Here is a 14888-nt window from a genome sequence, read left to right as displayed (position 1 = left end):
AAGTGCCCCATGATGCTGCCCCGCCGCGGCCTGATCGCCGCCTCCCTCGGCCTTGCTACCCCTGCCTTGGCGCAGGAGGCGTTCCCCTCTCGCCCCGTGAACGTCATCGTTCCCTGGGGGCCGGGCGGGCCGACCGATGCCTTCGCCCGCGTGATCAGCCAGCGCCTCTCCACCGATCTGGGCCAGCCCTTCGTGGTGGATAACCGCGTGGGCGCCAACGGGACCATCGGCATGGCCCTGGCCGCCCGCGCCCGGCCCGATGGCTATACAATCGTGATTACGCCCAACAGCACCTATGCCGTGGCGCCGCATCTCTACCAACTGCCCTATAACAATGATCGCGACTTCGTCGGCATCGGCCTGCTGGTCTCCATGCCGATCTTCATGCTGGTGAACCGCAACTCGCCAGCGACGACCTTAGCCGAATATGTGGCCCTGGCGCGCCGCCCCAACAGCCGGCTGACCTATGCCAATGCCAGCGTGGGCGCCACCTCGCACCTCGCGACCGAGATGCTGTTGCAATCCGCCGGCATCGAGGTGCTGGAGGTGAATTACCGTGGCGGCGGCCCCGCCGTGCAGGCCGTGGTGGCTGGAGAGGCCGGGATGGTTTTCATGCCGGCCGCCGCCGTCATGGGCTTCATCCGCTCCGGCGATTTGCGCGCTTTGGGTGTGGCCTCCGCCACGCGCAGCCCGCTCGCGCCCGACGTGCCGACCTTCCGCGAACAAGGCTTTCCGGACGTAGAGATTGTCGAGCATGTGGCGATGCTGGCACCGGCCGGCACGCCGCCCGCCATCCTGGAGCGGCTGAATGCCGCCAGCCGCGCCGCACTCCGCGCGCCAGAGATGCAGCCGCGCCTTGATGCGCTGGCGGTCACGGCGGAAACGAGGCTCATTGCGGAATGGCCAGCCTATGCCGCCGCCGAAAGCAGCCGATGGGGCGCCGTAGTCCGGGCGCGGAACATCAGGATTCAGTGAGGGCGGAGGGGCCGCGCCCTGGCCCAGGATAAAATACCGGCCGCCGCTGGCGATGACGTGAGCGGGTGGGGACGGAGAGCGATCCGGGCCATGCGAATGGGCAAGGCCAACGGGTCGCTCTCGCGGACATGTCACATCCACCCAGGCGGAGTTCCTGCACAACGCCCCGCATGATCGGGGACTCCCGAATGGTCCAGCCCGCAAGCCACGCCACCCGGTGGTGAAAAGGAACTTCGCCGCAAACACGCGCACCGAAAGCAGCGGCGGCCGGAACCTGGCCTGCCCTCAACCGGGCAGGTTTTCCGCGATGTAGGGCGGCAGGTTGAAGCAGCCGGCGTGAATCTCCGGCGTCCAGTAGCGCGTCAGCCCCGCAATGCCTGCCGCTTCCGCGCGGCGGCGGATTTCGGCCACCGGCACATCGCGCAGGCCCTTGGTCTTGGCGGACCAGCCCAGCGTCATGAAGCCCCCCACATAGGTCGGCACCGCCGCCACATAGGCGGAGATATCAGCGAAGAACTTGCCGCGCCGCAGCGAGGTCTCGCGCAGCTCATCCGCCTGCATGAAGGGCACGCCGCACTGATTCACGATCAGCCCATCGGCCGAGAGCAGGCGGGCGGCGTTGTGATAAAACTCGTCGGTGAATAGAACCTCGCCCACGCCGATCGGATCCGTGCTGTCCACGATCACGACGTCGAAGGAACCGGCTTCGGCCTGGCGCACATAGTCAATGCCGTCGCCCACGATCACCTGGCCACGCGGGTTGGTCCAGGCATCGCCCGCGATGTCGGGCATATGCTCCTGGCAAAGGCGGATCACCTCGCCGTCAATTTCCACCATCACGCATTTCTCGACGTTGCGATGCTGCAGCACGCGCCGCAGCACGCCGCCATCGCCGGCGCCGATGATGAGCACGCGCTTGGCCGCGCCATGCGCCAGCAGCGGCACATGGGTGAGCATTTCCTGATAGACGAATTCGTCGCGCTCGGTGATCTGGATCACGCCATCCAGCACCATCACGCGCCCATGCGAGGTGCTCTCGAACAGCATGATGTCCTGGAACTCGCTCTTCACCCGCGCGAGTTCGCGCTTCACCAGGAAGCGCTGGCCCCAATCGGGATAAAGCGTTTCATTCACCCACACATCGGTCATCGCTGTCGTCCTCACGTCCACTCAAGAAGCCCATTCAAGAGAAAGGGGCCGGGCGTTGCCGCCCGGCCCCGTTCATTCCACCGCTGCGGGTGGCTCAGCCAACCATGCCGCGCTTGTGCTCGGCGAGGGTGATGCGCTCCGGCAGGAAGCCGGTCTTCAGCAGCGGGATGGCCTTGTACGGGTCACAATCACCGCAGACAAAGATGTCCAGCGCCGCGTAATCGCGTTCCGGCCAGGTGTGGATGGAGACGTGGCTTTCGGCCAGCACCAGCACGCCACTCACGCCGCCATTGGGCGAGAAATGATGGAAATGCCCATGCAGGATCGTCGCACCCGAGGCGATGGCCGCCGCGCGCAGAACCGCATCAATGTGACCTGGATCATCGAGGTTCGTCGCACCCCAGAGATCAATGATCAGGTGCGTGCCCGCATACCGGACGCCATTGCGCTCAACGAAGTAATCCTTCGCCTCGCTGATGGAGCCAGCCGTGGCCGACGCATGTGTCGCATTCTGGGCGTCGCTCGGGAGCATTTCCGAGTCCATCCCCAGTCGGACGAGAGAGTCCATGTCGGGTTCCCCTTTCCCACCAGCAGATGACCATATTGTCGGCTGTGCGGCCCCAGCGGCCGTCGGTTCGAACAGGTCAGTGGCGGGGGATATGGGGCATGGGGGCCGGGGGGTCAAATGAAATTCCACATTTCGGCCCCGAAAAAATCGCGGACCTCCCCCCCACCCCACGCACGACTCAACCGGCCGGGCGTTGCGCAGTCCGCAAAGGCTCCAGCCTTTGCGGCAAACTCCGGAAGAGGTTCAGTTCCCGCGCCAAGCGCGGGAGGTCCGCGAGGCCCCGCACCGGGTCCGTGGTCAGCGCCTCAAACGCCGTCGCCATCTGCCCGGGCGCCATTCGCGCCACATGGCGGGCGCGGTGCTGCGCGAGCCCCCGCTCATCCCCCGCCATGGCCAGCAGCGCCGCCTGGCGCAGCACCAACCGCTGCGCGTCTTCCGGCAAGGGGCCGGATGCCGCCGGCAGCGAGGCCAGATGGCGACCCAGTGCCGCGGCCGCACCCGTAAAATCGCGCGCATCGGCGAGGATTTCGGACAGCGCCTCATCCCCCGCCGGGCCGAGCGCCTGCAAGACCTCCGTCGCTACAGCGCGATTGCCGCGCCTTGCCTCGGCACGCGCGGCCAGAAGGCTGCGGGCGCCGACCAGCGCGGGCGGCAGACGTGGCGCGGAACTGGCGGCAAGGGCCGAGAGCGCGCCCTCCGCATCGCGTTCAGCCAGGCGCTGCGCTGCCAGCCGCGCGCCAAGCGCCGCCCGATCCTCACCCGGCGGGGCCCGCTCCATCGCGCGCCGCAAGACGGCGGCGGCGCGGTCGGAGAGATCCAGCGCGGTCAATCGCTCGGTCAGCAGCGCCAACATCGCCTCACCAGCCTCGCCCGGCGGGAGCAGCTCAGGATGGGCGTCGTAGAGTGCTACGGCGCCGAGGGGTGATTCGACTTCAAGCGCGTGCAGGAAGGCTGCCTGGATCGGGGCGCGCAAACTGCCCGCCTGCTCGGGGAAGGCCGTCTCCGTCTCACGCAGCAGGGCGAGTGCCGCGCGCGGGTCGCCCGCCTCGCGCCGCAATGCCGCGATCCGCTCCCGCGTGGCGAGCTCCATCGCATCCCCGCGCCACGCAAACAGCGCCGCCTCCAGCGCGCGCGCAGCGCCCGCCGCATCCAGTCGGCCAGTCGCCAGCCGCAACTCAATGCCGCGCCGCAGCGCACGCGCGCGCATCAGCCGGTCCCGACCATTGGCGGCGGCTTCATAGGCCTCCAGGGCGCGCGCGGGCTGGCCGCTCGCTTCCTCCAGCTTGGCCTGGGCGAGCAGGATGGCAGGCTCATCCGCCGCCCCCTCGATCAGGCGCCGGGCAGCCACATGCTGCCCACCCTCGACCAGCGCCTCGGCTGCCACGCCAATCACACGGCGGCGCAACCCCTCGGGATAGGCGGACAGCAGCGGCCAGGCAGCGGCCAGGCCAGGGGCGGCTGCCTGGGCATCGCCCTGCATCGCGGCGCGCAGGCTGCGCCAGAGCAGCAGTTCATCGGAGCCAGGGAGTTCCGCATCCAACCCAGTCGCCTCGCTCGGCCGGCCGGCCAGCAGCGCGGCCATGCCAGCCAGGAAGGCCTGCCGGCGATCCAGCGCCGCTTCAGGGTTTTCCTGTGCGCCCAGACGCAGCATGGATTGCGCCTCCTGCGGGAGGCCCAGCGCCAGCAGCGTCTGGGCGGCGGCAAGCCGTGGCTCCGCCCGCAGCAGCGGCGCGGCCGAGGCGATGGAGGCCTGTTGCGCGCGCAACCGTTCCAGCAGCGCGGGCATGGGCTGGCCGTGCAGGTCAAAGCTGCGCGTCATGCCCATCGCGGCCCATTGGCCTTCGCTTGGCTCGGCCGCCAGCGAGACGGCGCCGCCCTCCACCGACAGCAGGAATCGCTCGGCGCCGGTGCGCAAGGCCACGCGGTCCGCCCGTGCCAGCACCGCAACGCCCAGGAAGGTCTCCAGCAGATCAAGCTCCGCGAGGCCGCGCGTCACGATTTGCCGCGGTGCCGCCTGCGCAACCAGGCCGAGCAGCAGCGGGCCGCCCGTCAATGGGTCCGTGAGGCTGACCACGCGGGTGGGCCGCGCCGCATGCAGGATGGTGCGGCCCTGGTCGAATTCCGCCCGCAAAGCTGGAATCGCCGTGGCCGCCGGATGTTGGCGCGGCACCAGCGCCACGAACCAGTCATTGCCCTCCTGCCGCAAGGCGACCTGGCGGGAGGGGGCGAGCGGAAAGGTGACCAATGTGGCGCCGGGCAAGCTCCTCGCCTGGATGCCGTTGAAGGCCGGCTCACGCAGCAAGCCGCCGAATTCGATGGGGCGCTCCGTCTCGATCACGAGTAGCGCCTGCTCGCCACGGCGCAGGGCCGCGAGACCCGTGCCGGTGCCCAGGGTAAGCCGCATGGAAGGACCAAGAGCGGCGTCATCCACCAGCCTTGCGCGCAGGGGGGCGGGCCCTGCCAAGCTGGCCAAGGGTGGCTGCGCCGCAACGGGACGTGGCGGCTGTTGTATGCGCACTGCGGGCTGCTCCGGCGTGGCGGCCGGCGCTTCGGCTCGCATGGGCTCAGGAAGGGGCTGCGGTGACCTTGCCGGCGGGGTGGGCGGCGGAGCGATGGCCAAGGTCGGGCCGGCCGGGGTCGGCTCGCTCCGCGGCATGGCGGGTGGCGTGGGGGCGGATGGAGGCAGCAGCACCGGCGCGGCAGCTGCAATGGGCGCCGGCGGCCGGTTGGACAACTCCGCGCTGCTGGGCGGGGGCGCTGGCTCACGCGGCGCCGTCCGGGATGCGGCAACACGGGCATTCTCCTGCGCCGGCCGCGCTTCCACAGGGCGCGTCACCGGGCGCGCTGCGGCCTCGGTTTGCCGGGTTTCCGCCGGCCGTGCTGGCGGTGCTCCCGCTTCCGGCGGATCAAGAAGGTCGATCGCCACCTTGGGGCCGTTGCGGAAATGCCGCATGCGCGCGCCGGGCCGCAGCGTCAGCTCGACCCCCCCGGCGACCCGCGTAACGGCCAGGAGATTGCGCGGCAGGCGGCGTGCGCCGGCCAGATCAATCGTATCGGGATTGGGGAAGCGCAGGATGACGCGGTCCCCCTGCTGTTCCGCCTGATAGCTGGGCGGCGCGGCCCAGTCGAAGACGATCCGGCCATGGCCCGCGTGGTCGCCCGTGCGGACGGCCACGCGCTCCTGCGCCAGGGCGGGCAGCGCAAGAAGCCCCAGCAGGAGACCGAGGGCCGGGCCGCGCATCAGTCGAAACTCGCCAGGAGGCGGTCAATCTCCTCCTGGCTGCTGGCCGCGCCCGGCATCTGTGGCCCATTGGCCAGGGCACGCCCCTCCGTCACCGGCGTGATGGGCAGCTCATCCTCCACGGCGGGCATGGGGCCACCCGGTGCGAAGCGTGCGGTGACCTCGGCCACACGCTGCTCGATCGCCTTCAGCGCACTCACCACCTTGCTGATCCTCTGGCCGGTGATGTCCTGGAAGCTGCATGCCTCGTAGATGCGCGTCACGGCGATGCCGAGATTCTCGGCCTCCGCCGACGAGAGGCGCGACTGCATCGCCTCCAGCCCTTCACAGACATCGAGGATTTCGTTGGTGGCCTTGGCCGTGTGCTCCACCACAGCGTCCAGCTCATCCGTGGCGCGGGGGATATGGCTGTCATTGATGTCGTCCACCCGGAGGGCGGCCATCTCGGACTTGGCGCGCTGCACTTCGCGGCCCAGCGCTTCCAGCTCCGCCAGCAGGGAGGCTTCAACGCTGGTCATGTCACCGGCAAGGCTGCCCAGCACCTGGCGCACCGCCTGCTCGATCGGGTCCTGCCCGCTTCCGTCAGGCATGGATCAGGACCTTCTCGATCTTCTCGCGCAGGGTTTCCGCATTGAACGGCTTGACGATGTAGTTGGAGACGCCCGCCGCCTTCGCCGCGACGACGTTTTCCGTCTTGCTCTCGGCCGTGATCATGATGAAGGGCAGGTTCTTCAGCCGGGCATCCGCGCGCACCTCCTTGAGGAGGTCGAGGCCCGTCATCGGCTCCATGTTCCAGTCGCTGATGACCAGGCCGAAATTGCCCGCCCGCAGCTTCGCCAGCGCTTCGGCGCCGTCCGTTGCTTCTTCCACATTGTCGAATTCGAGCTGCTTCAGCAGGTTGCGGATGATGCGCAGCATCGTCTTGTAATCGTCCACGATGAGGACGTTCATGTTCTTGTCCAGTGCCATCAGCAGTCACTCCTTCGTTGCCGCAACCCTTGTGGCGCGGTGCGGGTTAAGATGCGGTTATTCCAAGGGGCGCGAGCGATGCCGGGCGAGTTCGGTCGTCACCAGGCGCGCGCGCTCCGGGCGCATCGCGGCCAGCACCGGGGCCGCCTTCGCCTCACGCATGCGATCCACCACCTGGATGAGCACGGGCATGTCCAGATCATCGAAGATGCCGGCCGCATCGCGCGGCCGCATGCCCTCATAGAGCCGCACCATCTGCCGCCAGCCCTGCTCGGTCCGCTCGTCGCGCTGGCGGCCCTCGGCCTCCAGCCGCTGGCGCAGGGCCCCCAGCTCATCGAGGCGATCGGCCAGCCGGCGCTCCGCCGCGGCGATCAGCATTTCGCGTTGCGCCAATGCGGCCTCGCGCGCTTCGATTTCGGCGCGGCGGGCGCGCAGGGCTTCGAGCACCGCGCGTTCGGCCAGCGCATCTGGCGTGGGCGGCGCCTCGCTGCGCGGGATGGGTATGGAGGCGGGCGCTACAGGTGGCGTGGGCGGCGGGACGGGCGCGGCGGCGGGCGCGCTGGCCACGGCTTGCGAAACCAGCCGGCCAGGCACCGCCCCATCAGGCCAAAGCCCTTCCAGCTTCACGCCGAGCAAGGCCAGCATGCCCAGCAGCGAAAGAGGCAGGAGGCGCGGGCGCGGAAGGCGGATCATGTCCTGCGTTCCCTCACTTCATGCCCAGGGCGCGGATCAATTCGCGCTCGGCCTCGCTGCGCACCGCCTGGGAGGGGGGCGTGGTCGCTCCCGCCAGGGGGCGCGCCTGCTGCACGGCGGCTTCCAGACGATCCGCCAGGCTCTCGGCACGCTCGACCAGGTAGCGCAGATCCTCGCGGATCGCCTCGGCACCGGCGACGCGTTCCGCCACTTGCCGGCCAGCCAGCTCGGTGGTGGCGCGCAGGCGCATCAGGGCCGCTTCCGCATGGCGGGATGCTTCCCCCAGGCCATCGGCACCCTGTTCCAGCGCGGCACGATCCGCGCGGACGGCGCGCAGCATGCGATCCAGCCGCCAGGCCATGGGCAGCGTGGCCGCCAGCAGTCCGATGACGGCCATCTGGGCCGCCCATTCCCATGCGTTCATGCCAGAAGTTCTCCCACCGGTCCCAGGCTCTCTGAAATCCGCACCGCCGGCCGGTTCTCGCGACGGCCGAATTCGCCGATGAAGAGCGGCACCGTGCCGCATTGCAGCCGCACCGGGGCGCCAGGGATGGCATTCAGCATGATGCGATCGCCAGGCTTCAGCGCGATGACGCTGGAGAGCGGCATCACCTGCTCATCCAGCACCACATCCAGCGCGATGTCGGTGTGGCGCAGCTGCTCGGCCAGGTGGGTTTCCCAGATGCTGTCGCGGCCGAATTTCTCGCCCATGAATTGCTGGAGCAGCAGCTCCCGCACCGGCTCCAGCGTGGCGTAGGGCAGCAGCAATTCGAGCCGCCCGCCGCGATCCTCCATGTCAATCCGCAGCCGGGTGAGGACGCAGCCATTGCCCAGGCGCGAGATGGTCGCGAAGCGCGGATTCACCTCAAGCCGCTCGAACTGGAATTCGACATTGGTGATGGGGGCGAAGGCCTCGCCGAGATCGCGCAGGACCACGCCGATCAGCCGCTCGACCAGCGTGCGTTCGATGGTGGTGTAGGGCCGGCCTTCGATGCGCATGGCCGCCGTGCCGCGCCGCCCCCCCAGCAACACATCCACGACGGAATAGATCATCGAGGAATCCACGACGATCAGCCCGAAATTATCCCAATCCGCCACCTTGAAGACGGCCAGCATCGCGGGCAGCGGAACCGAATTGAGATAATCGCCGAAACGCTGGCTCGCCACACTGTCAATCGAGACTTCGACATTGTCCGAGGTGAAGTTGCGCAAGCTGGTCGAGAGGATGCGGACAAGCCGATCAAAGATGATTTCGAGCATCGGCAGGCGCTCATAGGATACGAGGCCGGAGAGGATCATCCGCTCCATCCCGGTCTTGCCGGCATCATCCCCCTCCCCGCCTTCGAAGCCGAGCAGGCTGTCAATCTCGGCCTGGTTCAGGACACGCGTGGAGTCGGGGGGTATGTCGGCCGCGGGCGGGCCATCTTCCTCGGCCAGGGCCGCGCCCCAGGCGGCCGCCATGTCGTCTTCCTCGCTGCCGCTCATTGGACGAGGATCTCGGTGAAGAGCACATCGGTCACGCGGGCCGGGGCGGCGGCGATATTGGCGCGGGCGATCAATTCCTCCCGCAGGCGATGCGTGCCGGCGCTGCCGCGCAACTCCTCCGGCCGGATTTCCCGCAGATAGGTCGTGAAGAGATCCACGAGGCGCGGCATAGCCGCCTGCAAGGCTGCCGCATCCTGCGGGCCGGCCACCTCGACTTGGCTGCGCACGCGGATGAAGGCACGCCGCCCCGGCGCGTTCAGATTGGCGGTGATGTCGGGCATGCTGACAAAGACCGGCTGGCGATTGACCGGTGCGGGCTCGGCCGCGGCTTCCGGGGCCGTCGCTGGCGGGCTGGGGGACAGCATGCCGCTGAACCAGAGCCCTGCCCCCGCGCCGCCCAGAACCAGCGGCAATGCCAGCAAGATCAATTTCTTCTTCAACCGCTTGGGCTTGGCCTCCGCCTCCCCCTTCAGCTCTTCGCCCTTCGCCGCCGCCATGGCGCCAACACCCTTCTGGTCGTTGCAGACTCGGGTTGTGGCGCATCGAGGTTAACGAAGCCTTGCGGCGCGATGCTGCCCGCCATGGGCAAGGATTGCCGCCAGAAGCCGGCAATCCGTGCCGGATTGCTCCGCATGCGCCGCCATGGCGCTGGCACGCCCCTTGCGCAGCACATCCCAGGTTCCTGATGGAGTGCGCCATGGACAGCCCAGGTTATATCGTTCTCTCCCGTCTCTCCGCGCAGATGCGCGCGAGCCAGTTGACGGCCAACAACCTCGCCAATGCGGATACGCCCGGCTATCGCGCCAGCCGGCCGATCTTTGCCGAGCATGTGGAACGCCAGGGCCGCGTCCATGGCCCGCTCGGCAGTGCCAATGTCGGCTACACCTGGGACCGCGCCAGCTGGCGGGAGACACAGCCCGGCGCCATCAACCAGACCGGCAATCCCCTGGATGTCGCGATTTCGGGCCCTGGCTTCTTCGTCGTCGAGACGCCACGGGGCGAGCGCTATACCCGTGCGGGGCGCTTCGCACTCGGTGCCGATGGCCAATTGCTCGACCAGACGGGCGCCCCGGTGCTGAACACGGATTCACGCCCGATCGCCCTGTCCGCGAATGATACGCGCATCGAAATCCGGGGCGATGGCACCATCCGCTCCGAGAATGGCGTGCTGGGCCGGTTGCGCATCGTCCGCTTCGCGGATGAACAGGCGCTGCTCGCGGAGGGTGACCGCCATATCAGTGCCGGCGGCCAGGCGCCCGAGGAGGTGGCCCGCCCGCAGGTGGTCCAGGGCGCGGTCGAGGGCAGCAACGTCCAATCCGTGCTGGAGATGACGCGCATGATGTCCGAGCTGCGCGAGTTCCAGTTCGCCACACAATTCCTGGAGCGTGAGGGAGAGCGGCAGCAAAGCGCCGTCGAACGCCTGCTCCGTCGCCGCAGCTAAGGGAGGTTCAACATGCGCTCACGCGCCATTGCCGCCGTGGCATCCGTCTTGTGGCGGCTCATCGGAAGGGGTTTCTGACCATGCGCTCACTCGCCATCGCCGCCGTGGCATCCGTCTTGTGGCGGCTTATCGGAAGGGGTTTCTGACCATGCGCTCACTCGCAATCGCCGCCACGGGCATGCTGGCCCAGCAAACCAACGTGGAGGTGATTTCAAACAACCTCGCGAATATGGCAACCACGGGATACAAGCGCCGCCGCGCCGAATTCCAGGATCTGATCTACCAGAACCTGCGGCGCGTCGGCAGCCAGAGCAGCGATACTGGCAGTCTGCTGCCCTCCGGCGCGCAGGTGGGTCTTGGCGTGCGCACGGCCGCCATCTACCGCATCTCGGAGCAGGGCAATCTGCAGCAGACGGAAAATCGCTTTGATCTCGCGATCCGCGGCAATGGGTATTTCCAGATCCAGATGCCCTCGGGCGAGATTGCCTATACCCGCGATGGCACCTTCGCCCTCAGCCCCGAAGGCGTGCTGGTCACGGCCGAAGGCTTTGTCGTGCAGCCCGGCATCACCATTCCGGCCGCCGCGCGCGATGTGACCATCAATGCCAGCGGCGAGGTCATGGCCCGGCTCGATGCCCAGGTGGCGCCACAAAATGTGGGGCAGATCCAAACCGCGATCTTCGCCAATGAGGGCGGCCTGGAAGCGATTGGCGACAACCTCTTCCTCGCCACCCCCGGCTCCGGCCAGCCGCAGGCAGCGGCCCCGGGGCAGCCCGGCCATGGCACGGTCATGCAGGGCTTTGTCGAGACCAGCAACGTGAATACCGTGCAGGAAATCACCTCGCTGATCACGGCCCAGCGCGCCTATGAGATGAACAGTCGGGTGATCTCGGCAAGCGACGAAATGCTCAGCACGCTGACGAGGCTGCGTTGATGCGCCGCCGCAGTTTCCTGGCGCTGGCGGCGCTCTCTATGCCGGCCGCGGCCCCTGCGCAATCCGCTCCCGCCGCCATCCTGCGCCCGCATGCGCTGCTGGAAGGCGACGTGCTGCGCCTTTCGGACCTCTTCGACCATGCGGGGCCGCGCGCCGAGACGGTGATCGCGGCCAGCCCCCTGCCCGGCCGCCGGATGATTCTGGAGACGCAGAACCTGATCAACATCGCGCGCCAGAATGGCGTGAACTGGAGGCCTTTGACCGGCACGGATCGCATCGTGATCGAGCGCCCCGGACGGCCCGTCCCGCGCGCCGAGATCGAAGCGCTGCTGCGCGAGGAGCTCACCCGCCACGGCATCGAGGCCGAGATGGAGATCGAACTCCCCGGCCTGATCCCGCCCATGATTCCGGCCAGCGCCTGGTTCCAGATCGCCATTGAGGGTGTCTCGGTCGAGCAGCCCGGCGCGCGCTTTCAGGCGACCCTGGTGGTGCTGGCCGATGGCGCCGGAACGCAGCGCCTGCGTATCGCCGGCCGCGCCATTCCGACCGTGCCGGTGGTGGTGGCCACACGCCGCCTGGCACTTGGCGAGGTGGTCGGCCCGAATGACGCCCGCCTCACGCGCCTCAGGGCTGAGCGTGTGCGTCCAGGCCAGGCACAGCAGATCAGCCAGGTGATCGGGCAGGAATTGCGCCGGCCGATGGCCATCGAGCAGGGCTTCGCGCTGGTGGATCTCGGGCCGCCTTCCATCGTCCAGAAGAATGCGCTGGTGACCTTGCAGCTGGATTCTCCCGGCATCTCGCTCTCCGTTCAGGGCCGTGCTCTGGAATCGGCGGCGCGCGGCGGCAATGTGCCGGTGATGAACCTCTCCAGCCGCAACATCGTCGAGGGGGTGGCCATCGGCCCCGGCCGCGTTCGCGTGGCCATGGGCACCATCCCGATGGCCGCCCGATGAGCGCGCGCGCCGCCCTGCTGCTGCTGCCGCTGGCACTGGCCGCCTGCGGCCAGGCTGAGCGCCTTTCGCGCATCGGCCGCGCGCCGGATTTCTCGCCCGTCTCGGACCCGACGCAAGACCCGCGCTATCGCCCCGTCTCGATGCCCATGCCGGCGCCGCATGAGGCCCCGCCGCTGGCCAATTCCCTGTGGCGGCCGGGCAGCCGGACCTTCCTGCGGGATCAGCGCGCGGCCCAGGTGGGCGATCTGATCACCGTCCTGGTCACCATTGATGACGATGCGCAGTTGCAGAACCGCACCCAGCGTTCGCGCAACGGCACGGAAACCATGGCCGCACCCAATCTGTTCGGCCAGGAGCGCGCGCCGCGTCGGCTTTATCCGCCGGGCGCCGACCCTGCCGCCCTGCTCAACACCAACAGCACGGGCACGACGGATGGCAATGGCAATGTCCGGCGCAATGAGCAGATCAACCTCCGCCTCGCCGCGACGGTCACGCAATCGCTGCCGAATGGGAACATGGTCGTGATGGCGCGGCAGGAAGTGCGGGTGAATAACGAGCTGCGCGAGCTTTCGGTCCAGGGCATCGTGCGGCCGCAGGACATCGCGAGTGACAATACGGTGCGCCATGATCGCCTGGCCGAAGCGCGGATTTCCTATGGCGGGCGGGGTTCGCTGTCGGATATCCAGCAGCCGAGGCTGGGGCAGCAATTGCTCGATGTCTTGTCGCCCTTCTGATCCGCGCTAGGCTGCGGCGGACGCGGGGAGAAACTGCCATGGATGAATTCGACTATGTGATCGTCGGCTGCGGTGCCGCGGGCTCCCTGCTGGCCGCCCGGCTGAGCGAGGATGCGCAGACCAGCGTCTGCGTGCTGGAGGCCGGCCCCAAGGACCGCAACCCCTTCATCCATATCCCGGCCGGCTTCATCAAGACGCTGAAGGACCCGGGCGTCACCTGGCAGTTCAGCACCGAGCCCACCGAGCGCACCGGTGGGCGGCGCATCCCGACCATCCAGGGGCGCACGCTGGGTGGCTCCTCCTCGGTCAATGGCATGATCTATAATCGCGGCCAGCCGAATGACCTGGATCATTGGGCGCAGCGCGGCAATCGCGGCTGGGGCTACGCCGATTGCCTGCCCTATTTCATGCGCACCGAGCGGCGCATCGGCGCGGGCGATCCGGAGCGGCGGGGCCGGGCGCAGGGCATCCCGGTCACCGATATGGACTGGATCCACCCGGTGACGGAGGCGTTCATCGCCGGTTGCGTCGGCCTCGGGATTCCGCGCAACCCCGACTACAACAGCGGCGACCAGGCGGGTGTCGGCTATTTCCAGCGCGCCATCCTGAACGGCCGGCGCGTCAGCGCCTATCGCGCCTTCCTGCATGAGGCGCTGAACCGGCCCAACCTCTCGCTACGCACCAATGCGCGCGCCTGCGCCATCCTGCTGGATGGCAAGCGGGCCGTGGGGGTGCGCTACCTCTCGGAGCGTGGGGGCACGCCGACCGAGGTGCGGGCGCGGCGTGAGGTGATCCTCTCGGGCGGTACGGCCAATACGGCGCGGCTGATGCAGGTGTCCGGCATCGGGCCGGCGGGGCTGCTGCAGGACCTTGGCGTGGAGGTGCGCCACGAACTGCCCGGTGTGGGCGAGAATTTCCGGGACCACTACGCAAGCCGCTTCGTCATGCGCGCCAAGCCCGGCACGCAGACGCTGAACGAGCTGTCCAAGGGCCTGAATCTCGGCAAGCAATTGCTCCGCTGGGGCACCGGCCAGCCCAATATCCTGGCCACCGCGCCGAGCCACGCGCATGTCTTCTGGAAAAGCTTCGAGGGGCTGGACCAGCCTGATCTGCAATGCGTCTTCACGCCCGGGTCCTACAAGGAGGGCATGGTCTATGTGCTGGATGACTATCCAGGCATGACGGCCGGCGCCTGGCAGCACCGTCCCGAGAGCAAGGGCTGGGTGCGGGCGCGCAGCACGGACGTGTTCGAGGACCCGGAAATCCAGCCCAATTATCTCTCGGATGAGAATGACCGACGCGTGCATATCGGCGGCATGCGGCTCTTGCGGCGGATGCTGTCCACGCCCGAATTGGCGGCCTTCGTGGACCGCGAAACCCTGCCCGGCCCGGATGTGCAGACGGATGACGAACTGCTGGACTTCGCTTTCAAGAATGGCAGCACGACCTACCACCTGATCGGCACGGCCCGCATGGGTCCGCGCGAGGACCCGACCGCCGTGGTGGATGACAGGCTTCTGGTGCACGGCATGACGGGGCTGCGGGTGGTGGATGCCTCGATCATGCCGGCGATGGTGAGCGCCAATACCTATGCGACGACGTTGATGATCGCGGAGAAGGCGAGTGACTTCATCCGCGGGCGGGAGATGGCTTCGGCGGCTTGAAGCGAGGGGGCATTGCCCCCTCGCGCTCCCCCAGCAGGGGACACGTCCCCTGCACCCCTGTTCGTCGGAGATGCAAGAACCT

At 68.3% G+C, this 14888-nt stretch carries 15 protein-coding genes; 6 read left to right on the top strand and 9 right to left on the bottom strand.

Annotated features, from left to right (window positions below; all coding sequences use genetic code 11):
- The first annotated feature begins 9 nt into the window (after positions 1–9).
- Entirely contained in the window at positions 10–975 is a 966-nt protein-coding gene (locus tag LHU95_RS11765; protein ID WP_248707148.1) for a tripartite tricarboxylate transporter substrate binding protein, read from the top strand.
- Between the two features lie 285 nt (positions 976–1260).
- Here the strand turns inward: LHU95_RS11765 and speE are convergent, their stop codons facing one another.
- The 9 genes from speE to LHU95_RS11720 all read right to left on the bottom strand — a co-directional run bounded on the left by speE (position 1261) and on the right by LHU95_RS11720 (position 9577).
- Entirely contained in the window at positions 1261–2124 is an 864-nt protein-coding gene (gene speE / locus LHU95_RS11760; protein ID WP_248707147.1) for a polyamine aminopropyltransferase, read from the bottom strand.
- Between the two features lie 94 nt (positions 2125–2218).
- Positions 2219–2692, bottom strand: coding sequence for an adenosylmethionine decarboxylase (gene speD / locus LHU95_RS11755; protein WP_248707146.1), 474 nt, complete (start codon positions 2690–2692; stop codon positions 2219–2221).
- 178 nt (positions 2693–2870) lie between these two features.
- Positions 2871–5933 (bottom strand): hypothetical protein, encoded by a 3063-nt coding sequence (locus tag LHU95_RS11750; RefSeq protein WP_248707145.1) that lies wholly within the window; start codon positions 5931–5933, stop codon positions 2871–2873.
- On the bottom strand, positions 5933–6523 hold the full coding sequence (locus LHU95_RS11745; RefSeq protein WP_248707144.1) for a protein phosphatase CheZ: 591 nt from the start codon (positions 6521–6523) through the stop codon (positions 5933–5935). Before LHU95_RS11745 ends, LHU95_RS11750 begins: the two co-directional genes overlap by 1 nt.
- A complete protein-coding gene (locus LHU95_RS11740; protein ID WP_248707143.1) occupies positions 6516–6902 on the bottom strand; it encodes a chemotaxis response regulator CheY in 387 nt (128 codons plus the stop codon). The genes LHU95_RS11745 and LHU95_RS11740 overlap by 8 nt, the downstream gene beginning before the upstream one ends.
- 57 nt (positions 6903–6959) lie before the next feature.
- Positions 6960–7595 carry a hypothetical protein gene (locus LHU95_RS11735; protein ID WP_248707142.1) on the bottom strand — a complete coding sequence of 212 codons (636 nt, stop codon included), beginning with the start codon at positions 7593–7595 and terminating at the stop codon, positions 6960–6962.
- Positions 7596–7608: 13 nt separating this feature from the next.
- Positions 7609–8019: a DUF6468 domain-containing protein gene (locus LHU95_RS11730; RefSeq protein ID WP_248707141.1), complete on the bottom strand. Its 411-nt coding sequence runs from the start codon at positions 8017–8019 to the stop codon at positions 7609–7611.
- Entirely contained in the window at positions 8016–9056 is a 1041-nt protein-coding gene (fliM, locus tag LHU95_RS11725) for a flagellar motor switch protein FliM (RefSeq protein WP_349292617.1), read from the bottom strand. The genes LHU95_RS11730 and fliM overlap by 4 nt, the downstream gene beginning before the upstream one ends.
- A 20-nt stretch (positions 9057–9076) precedes the next feature.
- Complete coding sequence (locus LHU95_RS11720) at positions 9077–9577, bottom strand: flagellar basal body-associated FliL family protein (protein WP_248707139.1); 501 nt, start codon at positions 9575–9577, stop codon at positions 9077–9079.
- Positions 9578–9777: 200 nt separating this feature from the next.
- Here LHU95_RS11720 and flgF point away from each other — a divergent pair, with 200 nt between their 5' ends.
- The 5 genes from flgF (at position 9778) to LHU95_RS11695 (ending at position 14806) form a co-directional block, all read left to right on the top strand.
- Complete coding sequence (flgF, locus tag LHU95_RS11715; RefSeq protein ID WP_248707138.1) at positions 9778–10521, top strand: flagellar basal-body rod protein FlgF; 744 nt, start codon at positions 9778–9780, stop codon at positions 10519–10521.
- A 148-nt stretch (positions 10522–10669) separates the two neighbouring features.
- Entirely contained in the window at positions 10670–11455 is a 786-nt protein-coding gene (flgG, locus tag LHU95_RS11710; protein WP_248707137.1) for a flagellar basal-body rod protein FlgG, read from the top strand.
- Entirely contained in the window at positions 11455–12408 is a 954-nt protein-coding gene (gene flgA / locus LHU95_RS11705; protein WP_248707136.1) for a flagellar basal body P-ring formation chaperone FlgA, read from the top strand. Before flgG ends, flgA begins: the two co-directional genes overlap by 1 nt.
- Positions 12405–13142, top strand: a complete 738-nt coding sequence (gene flgH / locus LHU95_RS11700) for a flagellar basal body L-ring protein FlgH (RefSeq protein WP_248707135.1) — start codon at positions 12405–12407, stop codon at positions 13140–13142. The genes flgA and flgH overlap by 4 nt, the downstream gene beginning before the upstream one ends.
- 38 nt (positions 13143–13180) lie before the next feature.
- Positions 13181–14806, top strand: a complete 1626-nt coding sequence (locus tag LHU95_RS11695; RefSeq protein WP_248707134.1) for a GMC family oxidoreductase N-terminal domain-containing protein — start codon at positions 13181–13183, stop codon at positions 14804–14806.
- Positions 14807–14888 lie beyond the last annotated feature (82 nt).

Source organism: Sediminicoccus sp. KRV36 (assembly GCF_023243115.1).
GTDB lineage: Bacteria > Pseudomonadota > Alphaproteobacteria > Acetobacterales > Acetobacteraceae > Roseococcus.
Note: the sequence above shows the minus strand (reverse complement) of the source record. Positions and strands in the feature narration are given on the sequence as shown.